Raw genomic sequence first — 25,884 nt, forward strand, 5'->3', positions numbered from 1 at the left:
GGAACAATTGATGAATGAAATCGAACAAAGAATTGCGGAATTGAATAAGCTTCTTCATGAATATGGTTATGCGTATTACGTATTGGATAAGCCACTTGTAGAAGATAGTGTATATGATCAGCTTTTACATGAACTGATTGCTTTAGAAGAAGCAAATCCGGAGTTTATTTATCCTGATTCCCCAACGCAGCGTGTCGGCGGCACTATTTTGGAAGGCTTCAAAAAGGTTATGCATGAAACGGCGATGCTTAGCCTTTCAAATGCATTTGACGAAGAGGGTTTACGGGATTTTGACCGTAAAATTGAGCAGGCAATCGGTAAAAACTATTCGTATGTATGTGAACTGAAAATTGATGGATTAGCCATTTCCCTCCGCTATGAGAATGGTATATTCGTGCAAGGTGCCACTCGTGGCGACGGCTCGGTTGGCGAAGATATTACCGCAAATTTAAAAACGATCCGTGCGATTCCACTACGCTTAAAAGAGCCGATTACAGTGGAAGTGCGCGGCGAAGCGTATATGCCGAAAAAATCATTTGAAAGATTAAATGAACGCCGTACGGAAAATGGCGAGGAACTATTTGCAAATCCGCGAAATGCCGCAGCAGGATCATTACGCCAATTAGATCCGAAGATTGCCGCAAGCCGCAATTTGTCCACATTTATTTATGCAGTTGGCGGCGACGGGGAAAGCTATGGAATTGATAGCCATTGGGAGATGCTCGAATATTTGGAGCAGCTTGGTTTTCCGTCAAATAAAGAGCGTGAACACTGTGAAACAATTGAGGACGTTTTAGCGTTTATAGAAAAGTGGACAGAAGCGCGCCCGAATTTATCCTATGAAATTGATGGTATCGTAATTAAAGTGAACCGCTATGCACATCAAGACGAGCTTGGCTTTACCGCAAAATCGCCAAGATGGGCTATTGCTTACAAATTTCCGGCTGAAGAGGTCGTGACAAAGCTGCTGGATATTGAATTAACGGTAGGACGTACAGGGGTTATTACACCGACAGCCATTTTAACACCGGTCCTTGTTGCGGGCACTACAGTAAGCCGGGCGTCATTGCACAACGAAGATCTCATTCGCGAAAAGGATATACGCATTGGCGACACGGTCATCGTACGGAAAGCAGGCGATATTATCCCGCAAATCATCGGTGTAATAGTAGAGCAGCGTCCGGATGATGCCATACCGTATAAAATGCCGACACATTGCCCAGCTTGCAGCGAAGAGCTTGTGCGCATCGATACAGATGTCGCCTTACGCTGTGTAAACCCTCAATGTCCCGCCCAAATTGCAGAGGGCGTGAAGCATTTTGTTTCCCGCAATGCGATGAATATAGATGGCTTAGGCGAGAAAGTTGTGGAGCAGCTACTTCGTGAAGGCTATATTCAAGACGTAGCGGGGCTATATGACCTGACAGTGGAGCAATTGGTGAACTTGGAGCGGATGGGGCAAAAATCCGCGACGAATTTAGTGGAGGCGCTTTTACAGTCGAAGGGGAACTCATTAGAGCGATTACTATTCGGTCTTGGCATTCGCCATGTTGGTGAAAAAGCTGCGAAGATTTTAGCTGCGCATTTCGAAACAATTGATGCATTAATGAAGGCGACAGAAGGTGAACTAAAGGAAATTCACGAAATCGGCGACAAAATGGCAGAATCAATTGTTGCCTACTTCGCGAATGAGCAAGTGCAACAGCTGATCGAACGTTTAAAAGGCTTCGGTTTAAATATGGCATACAAAGGCAAAAAGATTGTTGTGGAAGCAGGGGCAAATCCTTTTGCAGGCAAAACGATAGTGCTGACAGGAAAACTGCAACAATTGACACGTAACGAAGCAAAGGTGAAAATAGAACAGTTAGGCGGCACGGTTGCAGGAAGCGTCAGTAAAAAAACGGACCTTGTAATCGTTGGTGAAGATGCCGGCTCGAAGCTTGAAAAGGCACAAAGCTTAGGTATTGAAATTTGGGATGAAGTGCGCCTAATCGAACAATTACTATAGTAAAGGAGACTTGCTCTCATGAAATGTTATCGCTGGATACCTGCTATTATTGCAGCGGCTATGCTGTCGGCATGTGGACCTAGCCTTACGCCGGATACAGAGCTGACACAGGAATCAGATACGGATCAAGCTGTTGAAACAACAATTATTCCGAATATGCAAATTAATGATAAATTTTACCGCACATTAATTCCATATAAAGAAAGCGCAAGTCGTGGCTTAGTCGTTTCTAATATTTATACGAAATACGATATGAAGGAAGTCGAAACAGGCTTAATGCGCATTTCCCAAAAACATTTCGATACGGACAATTATTATTTCCAGGAAGGTCAATATTTAGATGAGACAACGCTGAAGTATTGGCTTGCCCGTCCAAATCAGACAGAAGATAAAGGACCTGAATACCAAGGTTTAAATCCATCAAGTGTAGATGAAGCAACCGGCGAGGAAATGGATCCAACCGTTCGGGCAACAGAGGCACCTATTTACTTGGCGCATATTATCGAACAGAATTATTTAACAAAAACAGAAGATAACAAAGTAAAGCTGGCCGGTGTTTCGATTGGCTTAGCTTTAAACTCGGTATACTATTATCAAAAAGAGCAGTATGGGGAGTTTTTTGAGCAAAAAATCCCGGAAAAGGAATTGGAAAAAGAAGGTAAGAAAATCGCGCAGGAAGTAGTCAATCGCCTGCGGGCACGCCCGGAATTAGCTGATGTACCTATTGTTGTCGCATTGTTTAAGCAGGCAGAGAGAAATGCGATCGTACCAGGCACATATACAGACTATAATTTTGTCGATAAAGGAAAAACCGCATTGGAAAAATGGGAAGCAATCGATGAAAAATATGTGACATTCCCGATGAGTTCGCCAGAGGATGTATATAGGGAACTGAACAAGAACTTCCAAAACTTCAAACAAGATGTCGATAAGTACTTCTCGAATTTCACGAGCGTATTTGCGACAGGCTTTTATCAAAATAAAGAAATCAAAAAGCTTGATATCGAAATTCCGATTCAATTTTACGGAACGGCGGAAATTACTGGCTTTACACAGTATTTAACAGGTTTAATGCTCAACCATCTACCGCTTGATCTATATATTTCGGTAAGTATTACATCGGTAAATGGCCCGGAAGTATTGATTATTAAAGAACCGAATGAAGACGAGCCATTTGTTCATATTTATGAGTAAATATGAATCTGTTGAAGTGATCGGATGAAAAAAATGCCTTTAATCGATGAATGAATTCGATTAAGGGCATTTTTAAACCTATTGAATTAAATAATAAATTGTAAATCGATAGTGAATTTCAAGTCGGCTTGGAGATGGAGTTCCATCAATTTGCTTGCCCGCTCACCATCGCGTGCCGCAATTGCCTTATAAATTTCCTCATGTTCATCGATCAGCATAGGACGCTTGTTAAAGACCACCGCCTTGCTGAACATGTAAATGATTGCCTTCATTTTATCGACCTGATTAATCATGATAGGGTTGCGGGATTGGTTGACTATCATATCATGAAATGCTTTATTTGCTAGTACCACCTCATCCCCCTTGCTATGGCGGGCACGATTAATTGTCTCCTTTAAAACAAGGAGTTCATCGTCTGTCATATACTTTGCTGCTTTTTTTACAGCATAGCATTCAATTAAAATACGCATTTCAAAAAGATGCTCAACATCTGCGCGGCTCGGCTGGTAGACACGCTTTTTTTGAATAAGCCCCTCTTGTTCCAATCTTCGTATAGCTTCCCGGATCGGTGTGCGACTAACACCAATTTCCTCAGCAAGTCGATCTTCCACTAACTTTGTACCACCGATAAGCTGGCCGGATAAAATTTGATCTCTAATCGTTTCATACGCCAACAATTGTGCGTTCGTACTACTGTGCTGCATACTTGCCCTCCTTGCAACAATACTAAAAATAATTATACAACGAAAAGTTAAATATAGTATTGACAATCTATAAAACACTAATAAAAAGGGAATATTAGAAATTGTAAAAATTTTTATTGAAAAATGTATACAAAATATATAAAAATGTATATAATTTCGATAAATCAAACCTATGAAAACGATTACAAATGGAGGCGATAGCAGTGAAAGTAGGTTTTGTTGGATTAGGAATTATGGGAAGTCCAATGGCGAAAAATTTATTAAAAGGAAATATTGAACTATATGTGAGTGATGTAAATAAAACTTCAGTAGAGGAGCTGCAGGCTATTGGAGCGAATACGGTTGCCGCTGCTTATGAGCTTGGGCAAATCTGTGATGTAGTTTTTTTAATGTTACCGAATGCGTCAATCGTCAAATCTGTGCTCTTTGGCGAAGGTGGATTGGAAACTACATTAAGACATGGCGCAATTGTCGTGGATATGAGCTCATTATCACCGGTAGATACAAAAGAAATTCATGGAAAGTTAAAGTCAGCGGGTGTTGAGTATATTGATGCGCCCGTAAGTGGAGGCCAGCCTAAAGCAATTGATGGCACGTTGGCAATTATGGTTGGCGGAAATGAACAAGCTGTTGAAAAGGTAAATGGAATACTAAACTATATGGCGACTGATGTCGTATATGTCGGTGATTCTGGAAGTGGCTCCACAACAAAGCTAGCGAACCAAATTTTAGTCAATGTTACAATAGCTGCGCTTAGTGAAGCGGCTGTTTTAGCTTCAAAAGCCGGAGTGGATTTAAATAAATTGCATGCAGCGATCCGCAATGGGTTGGCAGGAAGCGCCGTATTAGATGCGAAACTGCCGCTTATGATTGATCGCAACTTTGTAGCAGGCGGTCGCATTGATATTAATTTGAAAGACTTGCTGAACATTGAACAAACTGGGCGGGAATTAGGTGTGCCGCTGCCTTTAACTTCGAATGTAATTGGCATGTTCCAAGCATTGAAGGTCGATGGGAAAATCGAGGATGATCATGGCGGTTTAGTACAGTACTATGAAAAGCTGGCAAATTATGAAATTCCAAAGGGAGGCAAGTAATGATGATTCAATTAGAGCAGTATATCGGCTCTCTACCTGAATATGACTCAACGTTGCAAGCCGTTTGGAATGAAACACAGCGACATTTTCAAACAAAAATTATCGTGTTAGATGACGATCCAACAGGTGTGCAAACTGTGCATAATGTGCCCGTTTTTACAAATTGGGATGAGACATCGCTCAATGCGCTATTTGAAGATGAGCGCAATTTAACATTTATTTTAACGAACTCCCGCGCCTTTTCTAAAAACGAAACGAAAATGGTGCATGAAGACATTGCTCGGACAATTATAAAAATAGCTAAAGAAAGAAATGAAAAATTCATATTGATTAGTCGTTCTGATTCAACATTACGGGGTCACTATCCATTGGAGACGGAAACACTTAAAACAACTTTAGAAAAGGAAAATTTCCATTTTGACGGGGAAGTGCTCATACCATTTTTTAAAGAAGGCGGCCGTGTAACAGTACAGGATGTGCATTATGTAAAGCAAGGAAACCAATATATTCCTGCAGGAGAAACCGAATTTGCTAAAGACCGTATGTTTAGTTTTAATGAGAGCAATTTAAAAAAATATATTGAAGAAAAAACGGCAAGTGAATTTAAAGCAGAAAATGTTACAGCAATTTCGCTGGAAGAATTGCGTGCAATGGATTTTGAAACAATTGAGCACAAGCTTATGGCTGTTCAGAATTTTAATAAAGTCATTGTCAACGCTTTTACGGAAAATGATTTAAAAGTATTTACGATTGCATTAATACGAGCTATGGAAAAAGGAAAACAGTTTTTATTCCGTACGGCAGCGAGCTTTACAAAAGTGATAGGAAATATTTCAGATAAACCGTTATTAACAAAGGAGGCGCTTATTACAGATGCCTCACAAAATGGAGGAATTATTGTTGTAGGCTCCCATGTGAAAAAAACTACTGAGCAATTGCAGCAACTGAAGTTACTGAAAAGTTTACACTTTGTTGAATTTAATTGTTTACTCGTAACAGAAGCAAAAAAGTTTGAAGAAGAGATTCAACGTGTGCAAGAAGAAGTGAATAATTCGATTGCTGCGGGACAATCTGTTTGTGTTTATACAACTCGCGAACTTTTAAAACTTGAAGGACAACGTTTTGAAGAAGAACTAGCCTTGTCTGTGAAGATTTCAAATGCCGTGACAAGTTTCGTTTCTAACTGCGAGCCGAAACCAAAATTCGTTATTGCAAAGGGGGGCATTACTTCAAGTGATGTTGGCACAAGTGCATTAAAAGTAATAAAAGCTGAAGTTATGGGGCAAGTGGCACCCGGAATTCCAGTGTGGAAAACAGATGCACAAAGTACATTCCCGGAAATTCCATATATTATTTTTCCGGGGAATGTAGGCGAGAAGGATACATTAAAAAATGTAGTACAGGCTTTAATATAAGGGGGATATCGAATGGTTACAGGGAATATGTTATTTGTAATTTTCTTATTGTCTTTAGTTTTACTCTTTGTATTAATTTTAAAATTAAATGTGGAGCCATTTATTTCATTAGTTGCGGTTTCCTTTGTAGCGGCAGTATTAATCGGATTCCCGCTCGCCGAAATTCCGGCACTTATAACAAGTGGATTTGGTAATACGCTAGCGGGTGTCGGTATTTTAATTGGTTTAGGGGTTGTATTTGGCTCTTTACTTGGTGCATCAGGGGCGATAGAAAAAATAGCTGGTGCAATTTTAAGCTTATTTGGTGTGAAGAAATCACCAGTAGGCTTAACATTCTCGGGTGTATTAGTATCAATTCCCGTATTTTTTGATGCAGCATTTGTTATTTTAAGTGGGGTGTTAAAAAGTTTATCGCGACGAACAGGTATATCTATTATTACATTCGTTACGGCACTCGGAATTGGTTTAATTATTTCACACAGCATGATTCCTCCTACCCCAGGTCCCTTGGTCGTAGCAGAAAATACGGGATCGGATTTAGGGTTATTCATTATTTATGCCATTATTTGCGCAATACCAGGTGCTATTATTGGCGGCGCTTTATACGGAAAATTTATAGGGAATAAAATTCAGCGCTTTGTGGATGACAAAGAAGAGGAGGTAGCAGAACGAGTAATTCCGGAAGGCAAAAAGGAAATTTCAACAACGCTTTCTTTTGCATTATTAGCATTACCAATTGTTCTGATTCTAGTAAATACTGTATCTAGTTTGTTTTTAGAAGAGGGCAATTTGCGGACAATTCTAGGTTTTATTGGAGATAAAAATGTTGCATTATTTATTTCGGTTGTCGTTGCGTTAATTGTATTGCGTCCTTATATTTTAGTGCCATATTCAGAACTTTATGATGAAGCCATCAATTCGGCAGGTATGATTTTATTAGTAACAGGTGCCGGCGGGGCATTCGGTAATGTAATTAATAAATCGGGTATTGGCGATTACTTAATTGAAACGATGACAGGCTTAGCGATTCCTGTATTAATATTAGCCTTTTTATTTGCTCAATTATTGCGTGCTTCCCTAGGCTCCGCTACAGTAGCCTTAGTAACAACATCATCGATTATGGGGCCAATGGTTTATGAATTAGGAACTTCGCCAATTTTACTTGGCTTAGCAATATGTGCCGGGGCAGTCGGCTTATCATTGCCAAATGATTCAGGGTTCTGGGTTGTTAGTAAATTCGGTAAACTGACAATTCCCGAAACTATTAAAGCGTGGTCAATTGGTGGCTTTATTGCAGGGGTTACGGCGCTGGGAATGGTTTATATTTTAAGTTTATTCTCAGGTGTTTTACCAGGTCTTTAATAATTGAATAAATTGAAAATATATAAAAGCGATCCTAGTATAATAGGGTCGCTATTTTTTTTATTTTCAGTCCAGCATGAAAAATAACTTCATACAATATTCAGCTATTTTGATTCAATATATTATTTTTTGTTAATAAATTATATGTATCATATTGCAACCCGAATTCGCTTCACTGCATTAACACGTTAATTTGGCGAGAAATCGTCTGTTACTATGGATTGTTTGCTGTATTTTTTCGCAAAGCTATGATTTTTACATTGAAAAATGGTATCATTATGGGCATGGTTTATGTTGAGTTGGCGAGTGTCCTAAACATTCTTTGACTTAAGATAAAGCCCCGGCGAACGGCACGGATTTTTTCAAAAGCAATCAGTAAAAATCTGAATACGGACTAAACGGGGTGTATTTGATCCGAACTTTGGAGGTGTAACAAATGGCAAAAATTTCAAAAGAAGAAGTGAAACACGTAGCACACTTAGCTCGCCTTGCTATTACAGAAGAGGAAGCAGAGAAATTTGCTGAACAACTAGGTAAAATCACTGATTTCGCAGAGCAGTTAAATGAATTAGATACAACAAATGTTGAACCGACTTCACATGTTTTACCTTTAGTGAACGTACTTCGCGAGGACGTAGCAAAAGAAGGCTTACCTCTTGAAAAAGTAATGCTGAACGTAAAAGAACAAGAAGCTGGTCAAATTAAAGTACCATCAATTATGGAGTAATTAGGAGGTTAATCGCATGACAGTATTTGAGCGCACTTCGGCACAATTACAACAAGCAATTAAAGCTGGCGAACTAACAATTGCGGACTTAACAAAAGAAGCATTTGCCCGCGTTGAAAAGTTGGACGGCGATGTACAAGCTTTTTTAGCTTTAAATAAAGAACAAGCAACAGCCCAAGCAGAAGAGCTGGATAAAGTTCCATTCGAGGAGCGCGGTCCATTATTCGGTATGCCGATCGGGGTAAAAGACAACATCGTAACAGAAGGCTTGGAAACAACTTGCGCTTCTAAAATTCTGGAAGGCTTTATGCCAATTTACGATGCAACAATCGTAAAAAAATTACGTGATGCAGGCATGATCACAGTCGGTAAATTGAACATGGATGAGTTCGCAATGGGTTCTTCAAACGAAAACTCTGCTTATAAAACAACTAAAAACCCATGGAACCTTTCGCATGTACCAGGTGGTTCTTCAGGTGCATCTGCAGCAGCAGTTGCAGCGGGTGAAGTACCATTTTCATTAGGTTCTGATACGGGTGGATCAATCCGTCAACCAGCAGCTTACTGTGGTGTTGTAGGAATGAAACCTACATACGGTCGTGTATCTCGTTTCGGTTTAGTTGCATTCGCATCTTCTTTAGACCAAATCGGACCAATTACACGCAATGTAAAAGACAATGCATTATTACTTGAAGCAATCTCAGGTGTAGACGAAATGGATTCTACTTCTGCAGATGTGCCAGTACCAAACTATGCAGCCGCATTAGACGGTAATATTAAAGGCTTAAAAATTGCTGTACCAAAAGAATTCCTAGGTGAAGGTGTTGGCGAAGCAGCAAAACAGTCGGTGCTTGATGCATTGGAAGTATTAAAAGGCTTAGGTGCTACAGTAGAAGAGGTATCTTTACCACACTCTAAATATGCATTAGCAGCTTATTACATTCTTTCTTCATCAGAAGCATCTTCAAATCTTTCACGTTTCGATGGTATTCGTTACGGCTACCGTTCAGAAAATGCGAAAAACTTATTAGAGCTGTACAAACAATCTCGTGCTGAAGGTTTCGGCGATGAGGTAAAACGTCGTATCATGCTTGGAACATATTCATTATCAGCTGGTACGTATGATGCTTACTATAAAAAAGCACAACAAGCACGTACTTTAATTAAAGCCGATTATGACAAAGTGTTCGAAAACTATGATGTAATCATTGGGCCAACTGCACCAACACCAGCATTCGCTATTGGCGCAAACATTGATGACCCAATGACAATGTACGCAAACGATATTTTAACAATTCCAATCAACTTGGCAGGTGTACCGGCAATTTCAGTTCCATGCGGCTTTGAAAACGGATTACCATTAGGTTTACAAATTATCGGTAAGCATTTCGGTGAAGAAACACTTTACCGTGTGGCCTATGCTTATGAGCAACAAACAGATTTCGCTAAACAAACTCCAGCATTATGGGAGGTAAAATAAAATGAACTTTGAAACAGTCATTGGCTTGGAGATTCACGTTGAGTTAAAAACAAACTCAAAAATCTTCTCTAGCAGTCCAAACCACTTTGGTGCGGAACCAAACACAAATACAACAGTAATCGACCTTGGTTATCCAGGTGTTTTACCTGTATTAAATAAACAAGTAGTAGATTACGCTATGCGTGCTTCTTTAGCATTAAACATGGAAATCGAACAAGAAACTAAGTTCGACCGTAAAAACTACTTCTATCCGGACAATCCGAAAGCTTACCAAATTTCACAATTTGATAAGCCAATCGGTAAAAACGGCTGGGTAGAAATCGAAATTCCAGCTAAAGGTGATACACCAGGCTACAAAAAGAAAATCGGTATTACACGTCTTCACATGGAAGAAGATGCTGGTAAATTAACGCATGCGGACGGCTATTCTTTAGTGGACTTAAACCGTCAAGGAACACCGCTTGTTGAGATTGTTTCTGAGCCGGATATCCGCACGCCGGACGAAGCGTATGCTTATCTTGAAAAAGTAAAATCAATCATCCAATATACAGGCGTTTCTGACGTACGTATGGAGGAAGGTTCTCTTCGTTGTGATGCGAACATTTCAATCCGTCCATACGGTCAAGAAGAGTTCGGTACGAAAACTGAGCTTAAAAACTTGAACTCATTCAACTTTGTCCGTCGTGGTTTAGAGCACGAAGAAATCCGCCAGGCAGAAGTATTAATGGCTGGTGGCGTTATTGAGCAGGAAACACGCCGTTTTGATGAGAAAACAGGTAAAACAATTCTTATGCGTGTTAAAGAAGGTACAGATGATTACCGTTACTTCCCAGAGCCGGACTTAGTGCGTCTTTCGATTTCTGATGAATGGGTAGAGCGCGTACGTAACGAGATTCCAGAATTACCGGATGCTCGTAAAGCACGTTATGTTTCTGAATTAGGCTTAACGGATTATGATGCAAATGTCCTTGTTATTAACAAAGAGATTTCTGACTTCTTTGATGCGACAGTGGCTTCGGGAGCCGATGCAAAATTATCGGCAAACTGGCTGATGGGCGATATTTCCGCATACTTGAACGCTGAGCAAAAAGAGTTGAAAAATACAGCATTAACGCCTGAAAACTTGGCAAGTATGGTGAAGTTAATTTCGGACGGCACGATCTCTTCAAAAATCGCAAAAAAAGTATTCACGGAGTTAGTGACAAATGGCGGCGACGCAGCGAAAATCGTGAAGGAAAAGGGCTTAGTCCAAATTTCCGATCCAGAAGTTATCCGTGGTTTTGTTACAACGGTTCTTGATAACGACACAAAATCCGTGGAAGATTTTAAAGCTGGTAAAGACCGTGCTGTAAAAGCGATGTTAGGTCAAATTATGAAAGCTTCCAAAGGTCAGGCAAACCCGCAATTAACAAATCAAATTTTAATGGAAGAATTAAACAAGCGTTAATTTCTTCTTATCATGAAACGACAGTCTGATTTTTTGGGCTGTCGTTTTTTCGTGAAAAAATCATGAGAGGCATATCGCTACTTGAAACAATCCAAAAATACATTAATAATTGGAAATATGAAACATAGCTTTAAAATTGCTGTATGGAAGATTTTTATGAAAATCGGATAAGAGGGAAAAGCAAAGGGGTGCAGAATAAGTGGGGAAAACATGGTATATTGGGCCGGTTCAAGTTGTAAAGGAAAAAAGCATTGAAGAAAATCATTATTTAGTCATTCAAAGTGAAAAAATCGCAGCTATTTGCACAGAGGATCAGTTGCCGAAAGATGGCAGCCTATTTAGAACAAAGCCTACCGATAAGGCAATGCCTGGAATGATAGATCAGCATATCCATGGGATGGCCGGCGCAGATGTAATGGATGGCACAGTTGAAAGTTTGAACACAATTAGCAAAGTGCTTGCTCCATATGGTGTTACGAGCTTTTTAGCAACAACGATGACCGCTGCTGTTCATTCTTTGCAACAGGTTATCCGAACAATTGTACATAGCAGGCATTTGATGGAGGGAGCGAAAATTGCAGGGGTTCATGTGGAAGGCCCTTTTATCAATCCAATTCAAAAAGGTGCACAATCAGATGAATTTATCATCAAGCCTTCAGTAGAAGAGTTTGAGACCATTGCGAAGGCTTCGGAAAATACAGTTAAATTGGTGACGGTGGCGGCTGAACTGGATGAACAGCAGGCACTTTTAAAGTATTTAAAAGCAAATAATATTGTAGCTTCCATTGGTCATTCAGATGCAAAATATGATGAGGCTAAAATGCTGATAGGGAAGCGATTAATCCAAAATGCCACACATTTCTGCAATGGGATGCGCGCCATTCACCACCGGGAGCCCGGTTTGCAGATTGCCCTATTACAAAGCGGCTGCATGCTTGAAATTATTGCGGATGGGCATCATATCCATCCTGCGATGATACAGTATATTTATGAGGTAATCGGTGATGAACGGATGATTTTGATTTCGGATAGTATGCGCGCAACTGATTTGAAAGATGGTTATTATGATTTAGGCGGACAGCAAGTGCAAGTGGAAAATGGCTTATGCAAGCTGGCGGGAGAACATACACTTGCAGGGAGCACGCTTAATTTGAACGAAGCACGGAAGAATATAAAAAGGTGGCTGCAGCTTTCCGATGTGTCATTAGCGAAAATGACAGCGACAAATAGTGCGAAATTATTAGGGATTTACGAAACGAAAGGCTCTATCGAAGAAGGCAAAGATGCGGATTTTTATATAGCGGATGAACAAGATGAAGTGCTTTTGACGGTAATCGAAGGGGAAATTATTTACAAAAGATCTGAATACAGCACAATGCAGATTCCGGAGGACAAATGATGAATTTTATAAAAGGGGATGCTATACGCAATAATCCAAAATTAAAACAAAGCTTTTTCAAGCTAGCCGAAAGTACATTTGGCCTTGAATTTGCACAGTGGGATGCATTGGGCTATTGGAATGATATGTACTGCCCTTACGCATTTGAAGCTGGCGGGGAAATCGTTGCGAATGTATCAATCAGTAGCGGAACAATGATTTTGGATGGACAATATGTCAAAGCTGTTCAAATCGGCACAGTGATGACACATCCAAAGTTCCAAGGACAAGGGTTGTCAAAAAAGCTTATGGAAAAAGTGATGGAAGACACAACGGAAGCGGATATTCTTTACTTATTCGCAAATGAATCCGTACTCGGTTTTTATCCGAAGTTTGGATTTGAAACACGCACACAAGCGACTTTTACAATTGCCGCAAAAGATTTATCAATAGCGCCTGCAGAAGTGAAAAAGGTTAATATAATGGATGCGGATACAAGAAAGCTATTTTATGAGGCGGTGATGCATCGTATGCCAATCAGTCTTAAAATGAGCATGCTGCAAAATGAAAATATTGTAATGTTCCATGCCTTGACACAATACCGAAATGACATTTACTTTGTACCAAAATTCCATGCTTTTGTTATTGCAAAAGAATATGAGTCATCCCTTCAACTAATCGATGTAATTTCAAAAAATTTAGTTGATTTAACTGAGCTTTTAAATAGCCTTCCAATTAAAAAGCAAAAAGTTGAATTATGCTTTACGCCTGACAAGTTAAGCATCCCTGTTCAAGAAGGGGTTTTTAAAGATGACGGGGCCATGTTTGTGAAAAATCAAAGAGAACTGATTTATCCAAATCATGTATTATACCCGTATAGCGGATTAGCTTGAAAAAACGAGTCTACCTCATATGAAGGGAGACTCGTTAATTATTTTTTCCGTCATGCTCAGGAGACGGATTTTGGCAGTTTTTGAAATAGGCAATGCATGCAAATCAAAGCCATGAATACAGCCCTCATAAATATCGAATGCAATGGGGACTTTCGCTCATTTAAGTTTTTCTGTAAACTCGCAAACTTCTTCGTAAAATAAGTCATGTGTACCGATAAATGTGTAAATCGGCGGAAGATTATCGACAGTTGCATAAAGCGGTGATGCATGCAGACCTTTCATGTCGATACTGCCTCCAATAATTTCTTCTGCTCCACCTTTTTAAAGGCACGCAATGAAAATTTCATAATGAAAAAGCTCATGACACTTCCCGCAAATAACGGGATGGCACCCGGCATTAAATTAAACACACCATACATACAAAACAGGAAAAAAGCATTTAATAATACTACTAGCGGTGAAGTCAATGTAAATAAAAAAGCTTGCTTAATCATTGCAAAAAACTTCAGCTCGAAATGCACATATACCGGGAAAAAGAAAAACAAAGTCCCCAATATAATAAATGCAATGATAAATGTTGGAATTAATAAGGGCTGTAAATAGTCAAAAGTATAAATAGCGTAAAAATCAACTGCCAAAATCAAAAGTATCCCATAAACAATTCCTGCATAGCCGTTACCTTTTAGCCATTCCTTTTTATAAGTAGTCCAAAATGTTTCGGCAATCGGCTTTTCAATGTCAAGAAGCATTTGTCTTATTACCGTAAACAAGGCGATCGTTGCCGGAAATAACCCAAATACAACGAGTCCAATCATAGAAAAAAACAGCCATAAAAAGTTTGCATATATCAATTTTAGAAGCTTTACGCCAAAGCTATGAAAACCTTCCCAAAAATTCATACTGATCCCTCCATATTCCCATTATAAGATAAAATATCAGAAAAATTGTACAATTTAAATTAAGGTCTTTTAAAGGACTTGAGTAAACAATCAATTTTTTGTAGTCTGAGAAAAATAGCAATTAAATAATAGAATTGTTATTTGAGGCAAAGGGATGAAATTAAAAAGGGGGATTTATGTTATGAATAATTCATTTTTCAAGAAATTTGGTCTTCTATTTTTAGTTTTGGCATTTTCATTAGTGATGGTTGCATGCAATGAAGAATCTTCAAGTGATGCAGATGATTCAACAGACAAATCCACTAATAATGGAAGCGCTAACACAGAAGGATCATCAGGTTTATCAGGGGAAATTACTGTTTGGGCACATCCATATACAGATGGTACAACAGGTGAAGGGGATATGTGGAAAGACTTTGCGGCGAACTTTGAAGCCGAAACAGGCGTAAAAGTGAACTTTGAACAAATTCCATGGGCAAACCGTGACCAAAAAATCCTGACAGCATTAGCGGCAGGCCAAGGTCCTGATGTGTTTTATGTAATACCTGACCAAATGCCGCAATATGCGGAGCAACAACTGATTTTGGATATTTCTCCATATGTAACAGAAGAAGAACTGAATGGTTTCGTGCCAACAGCAATTGAAGCGACAAGCTGGAAGGGCAAACAATACGGTATGCCGATTTTACAAACGGCGGAATCATTAGTTTATAATAAAAATATTTTAGACGAGCTAGGTGTTGACGAAAATAGCCTGCCGACTAATTGGGATGAGTTTAAAGCTTTAGCCGAAAAAGCAAAAGCAGCAGGCTACTATGCATTCTCGTTTGCTGGCGGTGGTTCATTAAACAACACATTATACCCATTCTTATGGCAAGCTGGAGGAAATGTAATCGATGCTGACAATAATATTTTAATCAATAAACCAGAATCGGTGAAAGCATTTGAGTTAATTAATGAAATGTATGCAAAAGGCTGGATTCCACAAGATTCAATCACTGCATTGGACCATGATTCATTATACTTTGGCGGCAAACTATTGGCTGTTAACGGCTCTGGTATTTCAGTAAACCGTTTGTTGGCGGAAAAGCCATTTGAATTTGTCATTGCACCGCCATTGAAAGATGCTGAGCAATTAACATACGGCACTGTCGGTATGTTCGTAGGATCTGCGATTTCGAAAAATCCGGAGGCTGCAACTGAATTCATGAAGTATATTACAAATACTGAAAACCAGCGTACTTTCAACAATATTACACAATATATTCCAACACGTGATGAGGCAAAAGACATTTTTGATTCTCAGCCATACATGGCACAATTAGCAGAATACACTCAATACGCAAAACCAGGTGTGATTCACCCGGAAGGCCGTAATATCATGCCTTTAATCCAAGCTGAAATCCAATCAATGCTTGAAGGTAAACAATCACCTCAACAAGCAGCCGATAAATCAGCGGATGCGATTGATAAGCTAATTAACAAATAATCAATAATGAGAGTTTGGTCTTCATGATCAGACTCTCTCCTTACTTAATGTACAGAAAGGGTGAGGCACATGACCTCTACAACTGCTAAACAGCCGAATAAACAGTCGTTTAGTGCGCGGGTTAAGCGTGAATTCAACAAAAATATATTAGTCTATGTCGTGCTGCTTCCTGTCATTATTCACTTTATCATCTTTCAGGTTTACCCGTTCGTTTTAAGTTTTTATTTAACTTTTCATGATTGGAAAATAATAGGGGAACCTGAATTTGTAGGACTCAAACATTGGAAAGCATTATTTGATGATGAAATCGCCTGGAAAGCAATATGGAACACAGTGAAGTTTTCCATCTACTATATCATTCCAACGATGTCGCTAGGCTTGATATTGGCATTGATTATTAACTCAGGCGTCAAATTTGCAGGGTTTTTCAAAGGCTTGTTCTTCTTGCCTGTTGTTACGTCATTCGTAATCATCGCGGGAATTTGGGGATGGTTGTTCCGCGGGACAGAAGATGGCTTCATCAACTACTTGATCGGCTTTGTCGGGATTGACCCGCAGCTATTTATGTCAAGCTCCTCGCAGGCGTTGATTGTATTGGCAGGATTAAGTATTTTCAAAGTGGCGGGCACAACGATGATTTACTACTATGCGGGGCTGCAATCCATCGATCGTCAGCTATACGAAGCGGCCCGCATTGATGGGGCGAATTCCTGGAAGGTATTCTGGAAGGTTACATTCCCTATGTTAAAGCCAATTCACTTTTATGTAGCGATTACTACGACAATCGGTTCATTCCAGATTTTCGATTCGGCCTTCTTATTGACGAATGGCGGACCGAACTATGCTACAACAACAATCGTGTATTACTTATATCACCAAGGCTTTACAAGCTTAAATTTAAGTTATGCAGCAGTGTTGTCATATGTTCTATTCTTTATCATATTGATTATTTCGTTGATTCAGCGCAAATACATTGGTAAAGATCCGAATTACTATTAAGCTGGTGCGGGGAGGAGCATACAAATGAAAAAAGTAATCTCGTATACAGCATTGACGATTTTGGCGATCGTTTTCATTATGCCATTTATCATTATGGTGTTTGGTTCGCTGAAAGAAGTAAAGCAAGCACAAGTTGATCCGCTATTCTGGCTGCCGACAAATCCTTCTATCCAAAACTATATAACAATTTTCACAAACGGTATATTCATTCGCTGGATTTGGAACTCGATTGTCATTACGATTATTCCGGTAATCACACAAATGCTTTTTGCCGCTTTATTAGGCTATATTTTTGCAAAGAAACAGTTTTGGGGCAAAGAAGCGATATTCTGGATTTTCATGGCGGTTATTATGGTCCCGCAGCAATTATTCATCATTCCGAAGTATATAATGTTTGCCGATTTTGGTTGGATTAATACATATTGGGCATTAATCGTTCCGGAACTTTGGGCAATTATGGGTGTATTTCTCGTCCGTCAATTTTTGCAGGGAATCCCGAAAGACTTGGAAGAAGCGGCATATATCGACGGAGCGAATGACTGGCAAATTTTCTTCAAAATTATTTTGCCTTTATCGTTCCCGGTTATCGCAACTGTAGGGACATTCGCATTCATAGCAAACTGGAATGATTTATTCCAGCCGTTGATTTACTTAACAAATGAAAAGATGTTCCCTGTAACAGTCGGTCTAGCGTCGATGCTCGGTAAGGAAGGAAACTTTGGTGTAGAAATGGCGGGAGCTACAATTTCGTTCATCCCGACATTTTTAATCTTCATTTTCTTCCAGCGTTATTTCACGGAAGGTATTACGATGTCAGGAATTAAATAAGGGGGCATTGTATGAAAATAGGCGTAATTGGAACAGATTCGTCCCATGCAGTTGCCTTTTCAAGAAAACTTATCGCAAAGGGCCATCAAATTGCCGCATATAAAGGGGGCTCTCAGCTTGAGCTGAGCCGCTTAAGAATTGATTCCATCGCTACACAAATGAGGCAAGATGGCGTGCTCTTTATGGAATCAATTGAACAAATGGAAAAATACTGTGATGCTTTTATAATCACTTCGGTGGATGCAGACCAGCATTTTGAACAATTTGAGCAATTATCTTTATGGAACAAGCCTGTTTTTATCGATAAACCTTTAGCGCAAAATGGTGCCGAGGCACTGAAAATCATCGAGCTTGCCAAAAAACGGGGGATTCCGTTAATGAGCAGTTCGGCTCTAAGATTTGCCGATTGTGTTCAAAGAGCTAAAAAAAGGGGCATCAAAGCGGTGGATATCATTGCCCCGCTCCCGATGCTCCATGAAGATGATTATTTTTATTACGGTATCCATGCATTGGAAATAATAAGTGCATTAAAGAATTTATCAATACAAGAAGCGATTGTGCACAAACAGCATGCCGAGCACTTCATTACATTGACTTTCGAAGACCGCACCGTTTCAACAATTCGAGGCTTTTTGCAACAGCGCCAAAGCTTTCAATTTGTTGCCCATTCAGCCGAATTGAGTGAATGGTGCACGATTGAAGAAGGCGACTTTCATTTTTATGACCGGATTGTCGATGAAATGGAGCAATTTTTCGAAACTAAAAGCAGCCCGGTTAAGCCATCGGATACACTTCAGATTATCGGTGCGCTTGAAAAGATAACACAGCATGCAAAAACGATTACTGATTTTTGAGTTCTTCCAAAAACTGCATGTAGTAGATGCGCTTAGGGCGACCTCGATGGGCTACCTTTTCTTCCCCAATAATATCGACTAGCCCAGCATCCAGCCATTTCAGTAATATGCGGTTTGCACTGCGCAAAGTAATATGCAGTGTTTCCGCCAATTCATCTGCTGTATAAATATATTTTTGATGCTTTGTAATCCGTCCCATCAGTTTTGAAATATATGAAGCTGACATGCCAGCCTTTTCCGCGCGCTCGAGCAGCTGCAGATCAGTAATGGCAAGAGGGTACTGTTCATAATTGATAAAAACGGTTGTCTCAATAGGACCGATGACACGATTATCTTCGCGTACAATATAGCAAACATTCGGACCGTTATCGTTTGCTTGGTACAATGCCTGTTTTGCATGGCGTCCTGAATCAGAGGCGTTAATGCCAAAGCCGATCCCGATTGTGCAGTTAATATGCAATTCTTCTTTAAAGCGCGAGAGGAGCGGCAAATGTTTGTATCCGAGTGTTTCGCGTTCAAACTGGCCGCGTGTCGTAATAAAACTATATTGCAAAGCGTTCAGCATAATGAGATGACCATCCATTTGTTGTGCGAACTGCTGCAAAATTTGTTTTACTTTCGATTGATCTTGAGGCTTGATCGTTTCGAATTGGATAATCCCATAGACGATTTGATTTTCTTTATTTTGCCGGCTTTTACTCGCAAGAAGAACTCGTTCAAATGCGACAATCATTTCCTGTTTCTTTGGGATCAAGTATTCACATTCGACATTTTGTTCACAAAGCCTTTTAAAAACGGCGGCAATCGTTGTCACAGGAAAATAACCTTGTGCTGCATAGGAAATATGATTTTGGACAATATGCTCTGTCGCTTTGCCTTTGGAAAAAACGTAGTCTATCTTTTCTTCAAACTGGTGAGTGATGGCCAATATATCGCTCTGTTGCATAAAATCAAAACAATATTGCTTTGTCTGCTGTTTTATTTGATGTGTTAACAACAGCTGATAAAGCTCGATCGCGCGGGTATTTAATTGATATAAATGCAATGAAGATTCATAGTTTTTCAGTTGTTGATAAATATAAGGATCAGCAATGACGAGTATTTCATGCTGAGTCAAAAATAATTTTAATTCATCTGTAAGCGAAAAATCTTCAAGAATAAAGTATTGGGGCTGGATATTCGGAAATCCGCGCAAACATTCTTTAATCCTTAATAGCATAATCTCGGGAGTGATAATTCCTATTAAACTTTGAGAGGTATATATTCTGTTGTGATTCGTCATGTAGATGCCTCCAAAACTCATACTAATATAATTTTACGAAAAAAAGTAAGAATATTCAAATTAGAAGGGGTGTATTTAATGCAAACGGTTGAACAATTAGAGGAATTTATGACAAACCCTTCTGCAGCACTTGTGGAAGATATGAAAAAAATAGATGGAGATATTTTAATTTTAGGTATCGCAGGCAAGATGGGGCCGACATTGGCGAAAATGGCAAAACGCGCTGCGATGGAAGCGGGAATTGAAAAAAGAATTATCGGTGCAGCCCGTTTTTCGAATAAGGAACTGAAGGAAGAATTGGAGCAAGCCGGAATTGAAACAATTACTTGCGATCTGTTGGATGAAGCACAATTGGCGCAATTGCCGAACGTCAACAATGTCATTTTTATGGCGGGCTACAAGTTCGGAACAGTGAACAATGAGCATGTCACATGGGCGATGAATACGTATATGCCAGGACGTGTAGCTGATAAATACAAAAATTCCAATATCGTTGTTTTTTCTTCTGGAAATATTTATCCGTTTTCGCCAGTGACAGCAAGCAACTGTTCAGAAGATATCGTGCCAGAACCGGTTGGCGAGTATGCAATGTCCACATTAGGGCGTGAACGGATTTTCACAAATTTTTCGAATCGCTTCCATACGAAAATGTTAATGTTCCGACTAAACTATGCGAATGAATTGCGATATGGAGTGCTACTGGAAATCGCAAAATCGGTTTACAATGGCGAACCGGTAGATGTCACGATGGGAAGCGTCAATGTCATTTGGCAAGGGGATGCAAATGAATATGCGATCCGTTCATTGCTGCATTGCGAATCGCCGGTGAAAATCCTAAATGTAACAGGCCCGGAGACATTATCGGTACGCTGGCTAGCCAACCAATTTGCTAAACGTTTTAATAAAGAAGCGAAAATTGTCGGCGAAGAGCAGCCGACAGCATTAATAAATACGGCCTATCAAGCACATAAATTATTCGGCTATCCGCGCGTAACATTGGAGCAAATGCTTGATCTAGTGGCAAATTGGGTGCAGGCGGATGGCGAAACGATAAATAAGCCGACACACTTCCAAGAGCGTAAAGGGGCGTTTTAATATGAAAGAGGTAGTGAAGAAAGCATTATTCGATGGCGCATTCATCCCTGCACACCCGCTGGCATTAAATGAAGATAGGTCATTGGACGAAGCAAGCCAACGAGCGTTGACTAAATATTATATTGAAGCCGGTGTAGGCGGATTGGCAGTAGGTGTGCATACAACGCAATTTGAAATACGCGATCCCCGGTTTAATTTATATGAGCGTGTATTGGCGCTTGCGATCGACGAAATGGCAAAAGCGAATGTGCCCGATTCCTTCATTAAAATCGGCGGTGTTTGCGGTCCTGTTGAGCAAGCCGTACAGGAAGCGGTGATTTTGAAAAATCTCGGCTATGATTTAGCGCTTTTAAGCATGGGCGGTTTAGCGGAGTTGACGGAAGAGCAATTGCTGGAACGTACACGGGAAGTGGCGGAAATCATCCCTGTTATCGGTTTTTATTTGCAGCCTTCTGTTGGGGGGCGTGTGTTTACATATCGATTTTGGCATGAGCTGGCAAATATCGATAATGTACATGCAATTAAAATGGCCCCGTTTAACCGTTATCAAACATTGGATGTCGTACGTGCGGTTTGCAACAGCAAACGCCGTGATGATATTGCACTTTACACAGGAAATGATGATAACATCGTCGTTGACTTATTATCTGAATATGCATTTACGATAAATGGTGAAACAGTAAAAAAACGCATTGTCGGCGGCCTGCTCGGACATTGGTCTGTTTGGACAAAAACAGCTGTACAATATTTTGAAGAGATTAAAGCGATTCGCGAAAATGCGCAGCAGCCTTCCAGTTGGCTATCAAAAGCGATTGAAGTAACTGATGCAAATGCAGCCTTTTTTGATCCGGCTCATGCCTTTAAAGGAAGCATAGCGGGTATTAATGAAGTACTGGCGCGGCAAGGATTGTTAAAAGGGAATTGGTGTTTGGCGGAACATGAAGTACTAAGCGAAGGACAGTCGGAGGAAATTACGCGAGTGTACGAAATGTATCCGCATTTACATGATGATGCATTCGTACAAGCCAATTTATCGAAATGGAAATCAGGTGAGTAATATGAGAGCTCTACAAGCACATAATCGTGCGGCAAAAATAGTGGAAATTGAACAGCCAACATTATTTTCGGCAGGTGTACTCGTCGAAACAAAATATACAGCTGTTTCTCCTGGCACGGAGCGTTTGCTGATAGAAGGAAGCAAGGATAGCGTACGACAACTAGGTTATAGTGCGGTCGGAGTTGTAAGAGCAATTGGCGAAGCTGTTGCCAATGTGCGAATCGGTGATATTGTTGCATGCTATGGTGCGCCGTATGTTGGCCATATGGAGCTAATGGTCGTGCCTGAGACGCTTGTTGCAAAATGCCCCGCGAATGTGGCATTAGCGCATGCTTCATTGGCGGCACACGGGACGATAGCGATACATGCAATACGTCAGGCACAGCTTCAATTTGGCGAGTCGGTAGTTGTTATCGGGCTTGGTGTGCTTGGTCAAATGATTGCCAAAATTTGCGCGGCGGCAAGCTATGACGTCATTTGCTATGAGCCTAACATGAAACGTGCAGCGATGTTAAAGGATGCTGCCGGGATTGAGGCTTTTTCGGATTTGAACGAAATGGAGCAGCATATCAAGCTTTTTACAAACGGTCAAGGTGCCGATGCAGTCCTGTTATGCGCGGGCGGCAAACATTCCGAAACGACAGCGCGAAGTTTGGAGTGGGTGCGCAAACAAGGGCGGATTGTCATTGTCGGAGACGTAGAGCCACAGTTTAACCGTGAACAGCTTTTCGCCAAAGAGGCCATTATTACAATTTCCCGTGCAGGGGGCCCTGGGCGTTATGATGCGCGCTACGAAAAGGACGCTATCGATTATCCTTATCATTATGTTCGATGGACAGAAGGACGAAACTTGGCGGCGTATATTCGTTTATTAGAAAGAAAAGCGATTGATGTTGCAGATTTTGTGCAGCTGCAAATCCCGTTTGCGCAATCGGCGAATATTTATGAACAGTTGGCAAAAGATGAGGCACTGACAGCAATTATCGATTATACGGGGGGAAACTAATATGCTGAAAGTTGGTGTAATCGGCGGCGGTTCCATTTCAGAATTCCACTTAGGCCCGTATTTTGCAAATCCGGAAGTTGAAATTGCCGCAATCTGTGATCAAAACAAGCACAGACTCCAAACGTTGGGTGAAAAATATGAAGCAGCAAACTTATATACGGATGTGGATGATTTACTGGCAAATGACGAAATGGCCGCTGTCAGCATTTGTACATGGAATAATTCCCATGCCGAGCTTGCAATTAAAGCACTGGAAAGCGGCAAGCATGTGCTGCTTGAAAAACCGTTAAGCATCACGATGGAAGAAGCATATGCAATTGAAGCGGCGGTGAAAAGGTCGAATAAAATTTTGCAGGTAGGCTATGTGCGTCGTTTCGCTTCCAATGTAGGCGTTTTGAAAAAGTTTATTGATGCGGAAGAATTGGGCGAGCTTTATTATGCAAAGGCATCATGCTTGCGTCGTTTAGGAAATCCAGGCGGCTGGTTTAGCGATATTTCAAAATCGGGCGGTGGCCCACTTATGGATTTAGGTGTGCATATGATTGATCTTTGCTGGTATTTGATGGGGAAACCAAAACCGATTTCCGTTACAGGGAATACATATAAAAAACTGGGGAATCGTGCACATATAGAAAACTTGTCCTTTTACAAAGCGGCTGATTTCAATGCAGAACATAACGATGTCGAGGATTTGGCCAATGCGTTGATCCGGTTTGAAAATGGAGCTTCGCTATTTGTTGATGTAAGCTTTACATTACAGGCAAAGCAGGATGAAGTAAGTGTGAAGCTTTACGGTGAAAAGGGAGGCGCGGAAATTGAGCCTGAGCTTGTCATTGTACAGGAAAGGCATGAAACGATATTAAATGTGACGCCGCAAATCGATATGCCGGGTTTTGATTTTACAGGGGCGTTTACAAACGAAATCAATCATTTTGTGGAGTGTTGCTTAACAGGCAAACAGCCCATTTCCCCTGTGGAGGATGGTGTTGCCGTAATGAAAATGCTGACCGCGATTTATGAATCCGCAGCAACACGACAAGAAATTAAACTGTAGGTGATTAAATGATACAAATTGTTTTACCTCATAAGAAGCATATATTGATGCAGTCGCCATTGTATAACTTTACATCGCAAACGGGCAATGAACCAAATGACGTGACAATTTTGCATCGTCCCACATTAGGGGCTTACAATCCATTTTCGCCTGCCCCGCCGGCTGGGCTTGTTTATTTTGATCTATGGTCATATTCCTTTGCCCTTCAATTGCACAAAGTATTAAAGGAGCATGATGCAATAAAAGGTGTCATTCGTTTCCGCAGGACGACTATGGAATGCTTTTCAATTGAAGAAGATATGCTGGCATTGGCTGAATGGTTTGGCCCGGCCGATCATTTAACAGTTCGGTCAAGTAAGCGCGGAAACACATCCTATACAATTGTTCTTTGTGAATTCGGCGACAATGTAATGGCGCATTTAGAATATATGACAGGTTCTGAGCGCATTGAATTTGAATGGAGCAGCCATCTGCACATTTTGGAGTTTGATAGTTTGCAAATGACGGGAGATGCAAGCAACAATCGCACGCTTTATAAAAATATGGAGGCGATTATGGCATATGCCGTTTTGTGGGATACCAGCTATGATAATAAGCTCGAGGAAATTCGGGAGCTATTGCAAAGAGGTGGGAAGCGATGAATATCGGGATAATGAGTTTTGCGCACATTCATGCGACAAGCTATGCAGATGCGATTAAGCGAATACCTGGGGCGACATTAACCGCGATATATGACACGGATGTTTTACGCGGTCAAAAGGCAAGCGAGCTTTATCATGTCCCGTTTTTTGACGATATGCAATCATTTTTAGCTGAGGCAATCGATGTGGTGCTAGTATGCAGCGAAAATGTATTGCATAAGGAAATGGTTATTGCTGCCGCAAAAGCGAAAAAGCATATTTTATGCGAAAAGCCGATTGCCACGACGATTGCAGATGCAAAAGAAATGATTGCTGTTTGTGAGCAAAATGATGTCCAGCTTTCCATTGCCTATCCGGTACGCTATAGTGCGCCAATTCAAGATTTAAAAAAAGCGATTGCGGAAGGCGAGCTGGGCGATATTGTTGCCATCCGCTCGACAAATCGAGGACAAAATCCAGGCGGCTGGTTCATTGATGAGCAGTTGGCGGGCGGTGGAGCGGTATTAGATCATACGGTGCATATGGTGGATATTATGCGCTGGTATATGGGAAGCGAGGCTAAGGAAGTAAGCGCCTTTGCGAGCCGCTATTTCACAGAGCTGAATACGGATGATGCGGGCATTATGACAATTGTTTTTGAAAATGGCGTAATCGCTTCGCATGATGCAAGCTGGTCGCGCTTCCCGCAATTTCCGACTTGGGGTGATGTGACGATTGAAGTGATCGGTACAAAAGCGGCACGGAAAGTGGATATGTTTAATGAAAAGCTGAATTTGTATAGTAAAGGCGAAAAGTCCATTGCACATTTATATAGCGGAAACGATACAGATTTCGATTTAATCGTCGACTTTGTACAAGCAATCCAACGGGGCGAAAAGCCGCTTATTTCCGCGTATGATGGGCTGAAGTCATTGGAAATCGCCCTTGCTGCATATGAATCAAATAGAAAAAAGCAAGCGGTAACAATATAAATCA

24 protein-coding genes are annotated in these 25,884 nt (G+C 40.6%); 20 read left to right on the top strand and 4 right to left on the bottom strand.

The annotated features are described in order from the left end of the window. The first annotated feature begins 10 nt into the window (after positions 1-10). Positions 11-2,008 (top strand): NAD-dependent DNA ligase LigA, encoded by a 1,998-nt coding sequence (gene ligA / locus ACTHOQ_RS10660; RefSeq protein WP_440496081.1) that lies wholly within the window; start codon positions 11-13, stop codon positions 2,006-2,008. A gap of 18 nt (positions 2,009-2,026) precedes the next feature. After that, positions 2,027-3,202: a CamS family sex pheromone protein gene (locus ACTHOQ_RS10665; protein WP_440496083.1), complete on the top strand. Its 1,176-nt coding sequence runs from the start codon at positions 2,027-2,029 to the stop codon at positions 3,200-3,202. Between the two features lie 86 nt (positions 3,203-3,288). On the opposite strand, the gene ACTHOQ_RS10670 is transcribed toward ACTHOQ_RS10665, so the two are convergent. Next, positions 3,289-3,906: a GntR family transcriptional regulator gene (locus tag ACTHOQ_RS10670; protein WP_440496085.1), complete on the bottom strand. Its 618-nt coding sequence runs from the start codon at positions 3,904-3,906 to the stop codon at positions 3,289-3,291. 197 nt (positions 3,907-4,103) lie between these two features. Here ACTHOQ_RS10670 and garR point away from each other — a divergent pair, with 197 nt between their 5' ends. The 8 genes from garR (at position 4,104) to ACTHOQ_RS10710 (ending at position 13,705) form a co-directional block, all read left to right on the top strand. Beyond that, a complete protein-coding gene (gene garR / locus ACTHOQ_RS10675) occupies positions 4,104-5,003 on the top strand; it encodes a 2-hydroxy-3-oxopropionate reductase (protein WP_440496147.1) in 900 nt (299 codons plus the stop codon). 2 nt (positions 5,004-5,005) lie between these two features. Further along, positions 5,006-6,418 carry a four-carbon acid sugar kinase family protein gene (locus tag ACTHOQ_RS10680; RefSeq protein ID WP_440496149.1) on the top strand — a complete coding sequence of 471 codons (1,413 nt, stop codon included), beginning with the start codon at positions 5,006-5,008 and terminating at the stop codon, positions 6,416-6,418. A 12-nt stretch (positions 6,419-6,430) separates the two neighbouring features. Continuing rightward, complete coding sequence (locus ACTHOQ_RS10685; protein ID WP_440496086.1) at positions 6,431-7,780, top strand: GntP family permease; 1,350 nt, start codon at positions 6,431-6,433, stop codon at positions 7,778-7,780. 436 nt (positions 7,781-8,216) lie between these two features. Next, positions 8,217-8,507 carry an Asp-tRNA(Asn)/Glu-tRNA(Gln) amidotransferase subunit GatC gene (gene gatC / locus ACTHOQ_RS10690; RefSeq protein ID WP_008408705.1) on the top strand — a complete coding sequence of 97 codons (291 nt, stop codon included), beginning with the start codon at positions 8,217-8,219 and terminating at the stop codon, positions 8,505-8,507. A 16-nt stretch (positions 8,508-8,523) separates the two neighbouring features. Continuing rightward, positions 8,524-9,987: an Asp-tRNA(Asn)/Glu-tRNA(Gln) amidotransferase subunit GatA gene (gatA, locus tag ACTHOQ_RS10695; RefSeq protein ID WP_440496088.1), complete on the top strand. Its 1,464-nt coding sequence runs from the start codon at positions 8,524-8,526 to the stop codon at positions 9,985-9,987. A 1-nt stretch (position 9,988) separates the two neighbouring features. After that, a complete protein-coding gene (gene gatB, locus ACTHOQ_RS10700) occupies positions 9,989-11,434 on the top strand; it encodes an Asp-tRNA(Asn)/Glu-tRNA(Gln) amidotransferase subunit GatB (RefSeq protein ID WP_440496090.1) in 1,446 nt (481 codons plus the stop codon). A gap of 199 nt (positions 11,435-11,633) precedes the next feature. Beyond that, a complete protein-coding gene (nagA, locus tag ACTHOQ_RS10705) occupies positions 11,634-12,833 on the top strand; it encodes an N-acetylglucosamine-6-phosphate deacetylase (protein WP_440496091.1) in 1,200 nt (399 codons plus the stop codon). Continuing rightward, a complete protein-coding gene (locus tag ACTHOQ_RS10710) occupies positions 12,833-13,705 on the top strand; it encodes a GNAT family N-acetyltransferase (RefSeq protein ID WP_440496093.1) in 873 nt (290 codons plus the stop codon). The genes nagA and ACTHOQ_RS10710 overlap by 1 nt, the downstream gene beginning before the upstream one ends. Before the next feature lie 156 nt (positions 13,706-13,861). On the opposite strand, the gene ACTHOQ_RS10715 is transcribed toward ACTHOQ_RS10710, so the two are convergent. Both ACTHOQ_RS10715 and ACTHOQ_RS10720 read right to left on the bottom strand, forming a co-directional pair. Next, complete coding sequence (locus ACTHOQ_RS10715; protein ID WP_440496095.1) at positions 13,862-13,987, bottom strand: hypothetical protein; 126 nt, start codon at positions 13,985-13,987, stop codon at positions 13,862-13,864. Continuing rightward, the gene (locus ACTHOQ_RS10720; protein ID WP_440496096.1) at positions 13,984-14,604 is read right to left on the bottom strand and encodes a YesL family protein; all 621 of its coding nucleotides are present in this window, start codon (positions 14,602-14,604) and stop codon (positions 13,984-13,986) included. Before ACTHOQ_RS10720 ends, ACTHOQ_RS10715 begins: the two co-directional genes overlap by 4 nt. A 181-nt stretch (positions 14,605-14,785) precedes the next feature. Between ACTHOQ_RS10720 and ACTHOQ_RS10725 the strand changes: the two genes are divergently transcribed. The 4 genes from ACTHOQ_RS10725 (at position 14,786) to ACTHOQ_RS10740 (ending at position 18,774) form a co-directional block, all read left to right on the top strand. Then, positions 14,786-16,093, top strand: a complete 1,308-nt coding sequence (locus ACTHOQ_RS10725) for a sugar ABC transporter substrate-binding protein (RefSeq protein ID WP_440496097.1) — start codon at positions 14,786-14,788, stop codon at positions 16,091-16,093. A 69-nt stretch (positions 16,094-16,162) separates the two neighbouring features. Continuing rightward, positions 16,163-17,092, top strand: coding sequence for a carbohydrate ABC transporter permease (locus tag ACTHOQ_RS10730; RefSeq protein ID WP_440496099.1), 930 nt, complete (start codon positions 16,163-16,165; stop codon positions 17,090-17,092). Between the two features lie 24 nt (positions 17,093-17,116). Beyond that, positions 17,117-17,920: a carbohydrate ABC transporter permease gene (locus ACTHOQ_RS10735; RefSeq protein WP_440496101.1), complete on the top strand. Its 804-nt coding sequence runs from the start codon at positions 17,117-17,119 to the stop codon at positions 17,918-17,920. 11 nt (positions 17,921-17,931) lie between these two features. Next, positions 17,932-18,774 carry a Gfo/Idh/MocA family oxidoreductase gene (locus tag ACTHOQ_RS10740; RefSeq protein ID WP_440496103.1) on the top strand — a complete coding sequence of 281 codons (843 nt, stop codon included), beginning with the start codon at positions 17,932-17,934 and terminating at the stop codon, positions 18,772-18,774. Here ACTHOQ_RS10740 and ACTHOQ_RS10745 read toward each other — a convergent pair. Then, entirely contained in the window at positions 18,761-20,056 is a 1,296-nt protein-coding gene (locus ACTHOQ_RS10745; protein WP_440496105.1) for a helix-turn-helix domain-containing protein, read from the bottom strand. The genes ACTHOQ_RS10740 and ACTHOQ_RS10745 overlap by 14 nt on opposite strands. A gap of 78 nt (positions 20,057-20,134) precedes the next feature. Here ACTHOQ_RS10745 and ACTHOQ_RS10750 point away from each other — a divergent pair, with 78 nt between their 5' ends. The 6 genes from ACTHOQ_RS10750 to ACTHOQ_RS10775 are packed head-to-tail and all read left to right on the top strand — an operon-like array spanning position 20,135 to position 25,880. Continuing rightward, positions 20,135-21,151: an NAD-dependent epimerase/dehydratase family protein gene (locus ACTHOQ_RS10750; RefSeq protein ID WP_440496107.1), complete on the top strand. Its 1,017-nt coding sequence runs from the start codon at positions 20,135-20,137 to the stop codon at positions 21,149-21,151. Position 21,152: 1 nt separating this feature from the next. Continuing rightward, a complete protein-coding gene (locus tag ACTHOQ_RS10755; protein ID WP_440496109.1) occupies positions 21,153-22,208 on the top strand; it encodes a dihydrodipicolinate synthase family protein in 1,056 nt (351 codons plus the stop codon). Between the two features lies 1 nt (position 22,209). Beyond that, entirely contained in the window at positions 22,210-23,214 is a 1,005-nt protein-coding gene (locus ACTHOQ_RS10760; protein ID WP_440496110.1) for a zinc-dependent alcohol dehydrogenase, read from the top strand. A 1-nt stretch (position 23,215) separates the two neighbouring features. Next, entirely contained in the window at positions 23,216-24,268 is a 1,053-nt protein-coding gene (locus ACTHOQ_RS10765; protein WP_440496112.1) for a Gfo/Idh/MocA family protein, read from the top strand. 8 nt (positions 24,269-24,276) lie between these two features. Next, entirely contained in the window at positions 24,277-24,909 is a 633-nt protein-coding gene (locus tag ACTHOQ_RS10770; protein WP_440496114.1) for a peptide ABC transporter substrate-binding protein, read from the top strand. Continuing rightward, entirely contained in the window at positions 24,906-25,880 is a 975-nt protein-coding gene (locus ACTHOQ_RS10775; protein WP_440496116.1) for a Gfo/Idh/MocA family protein, read from the top strand. The genes ACTHOQ_RS10770 and ACTHOQ_RS10775 overlap by 4 nt, the downstream gene beginning before the upstream one ends. The last annotated feature ends 4 nt before the right edge of the window (positions 25,881-25,884 follow it).

Origin of the sequence: Solibacillus silvestris (assembly GCF_051967575.1) — a bacterium.
In the GTDB taxonomy this organism is placed as follows: Bacteria; Bacillota; Bacilli; order Bacillales_A; family Planococcaceae; genus Solibacillus; species Solibacillus silvestris_B.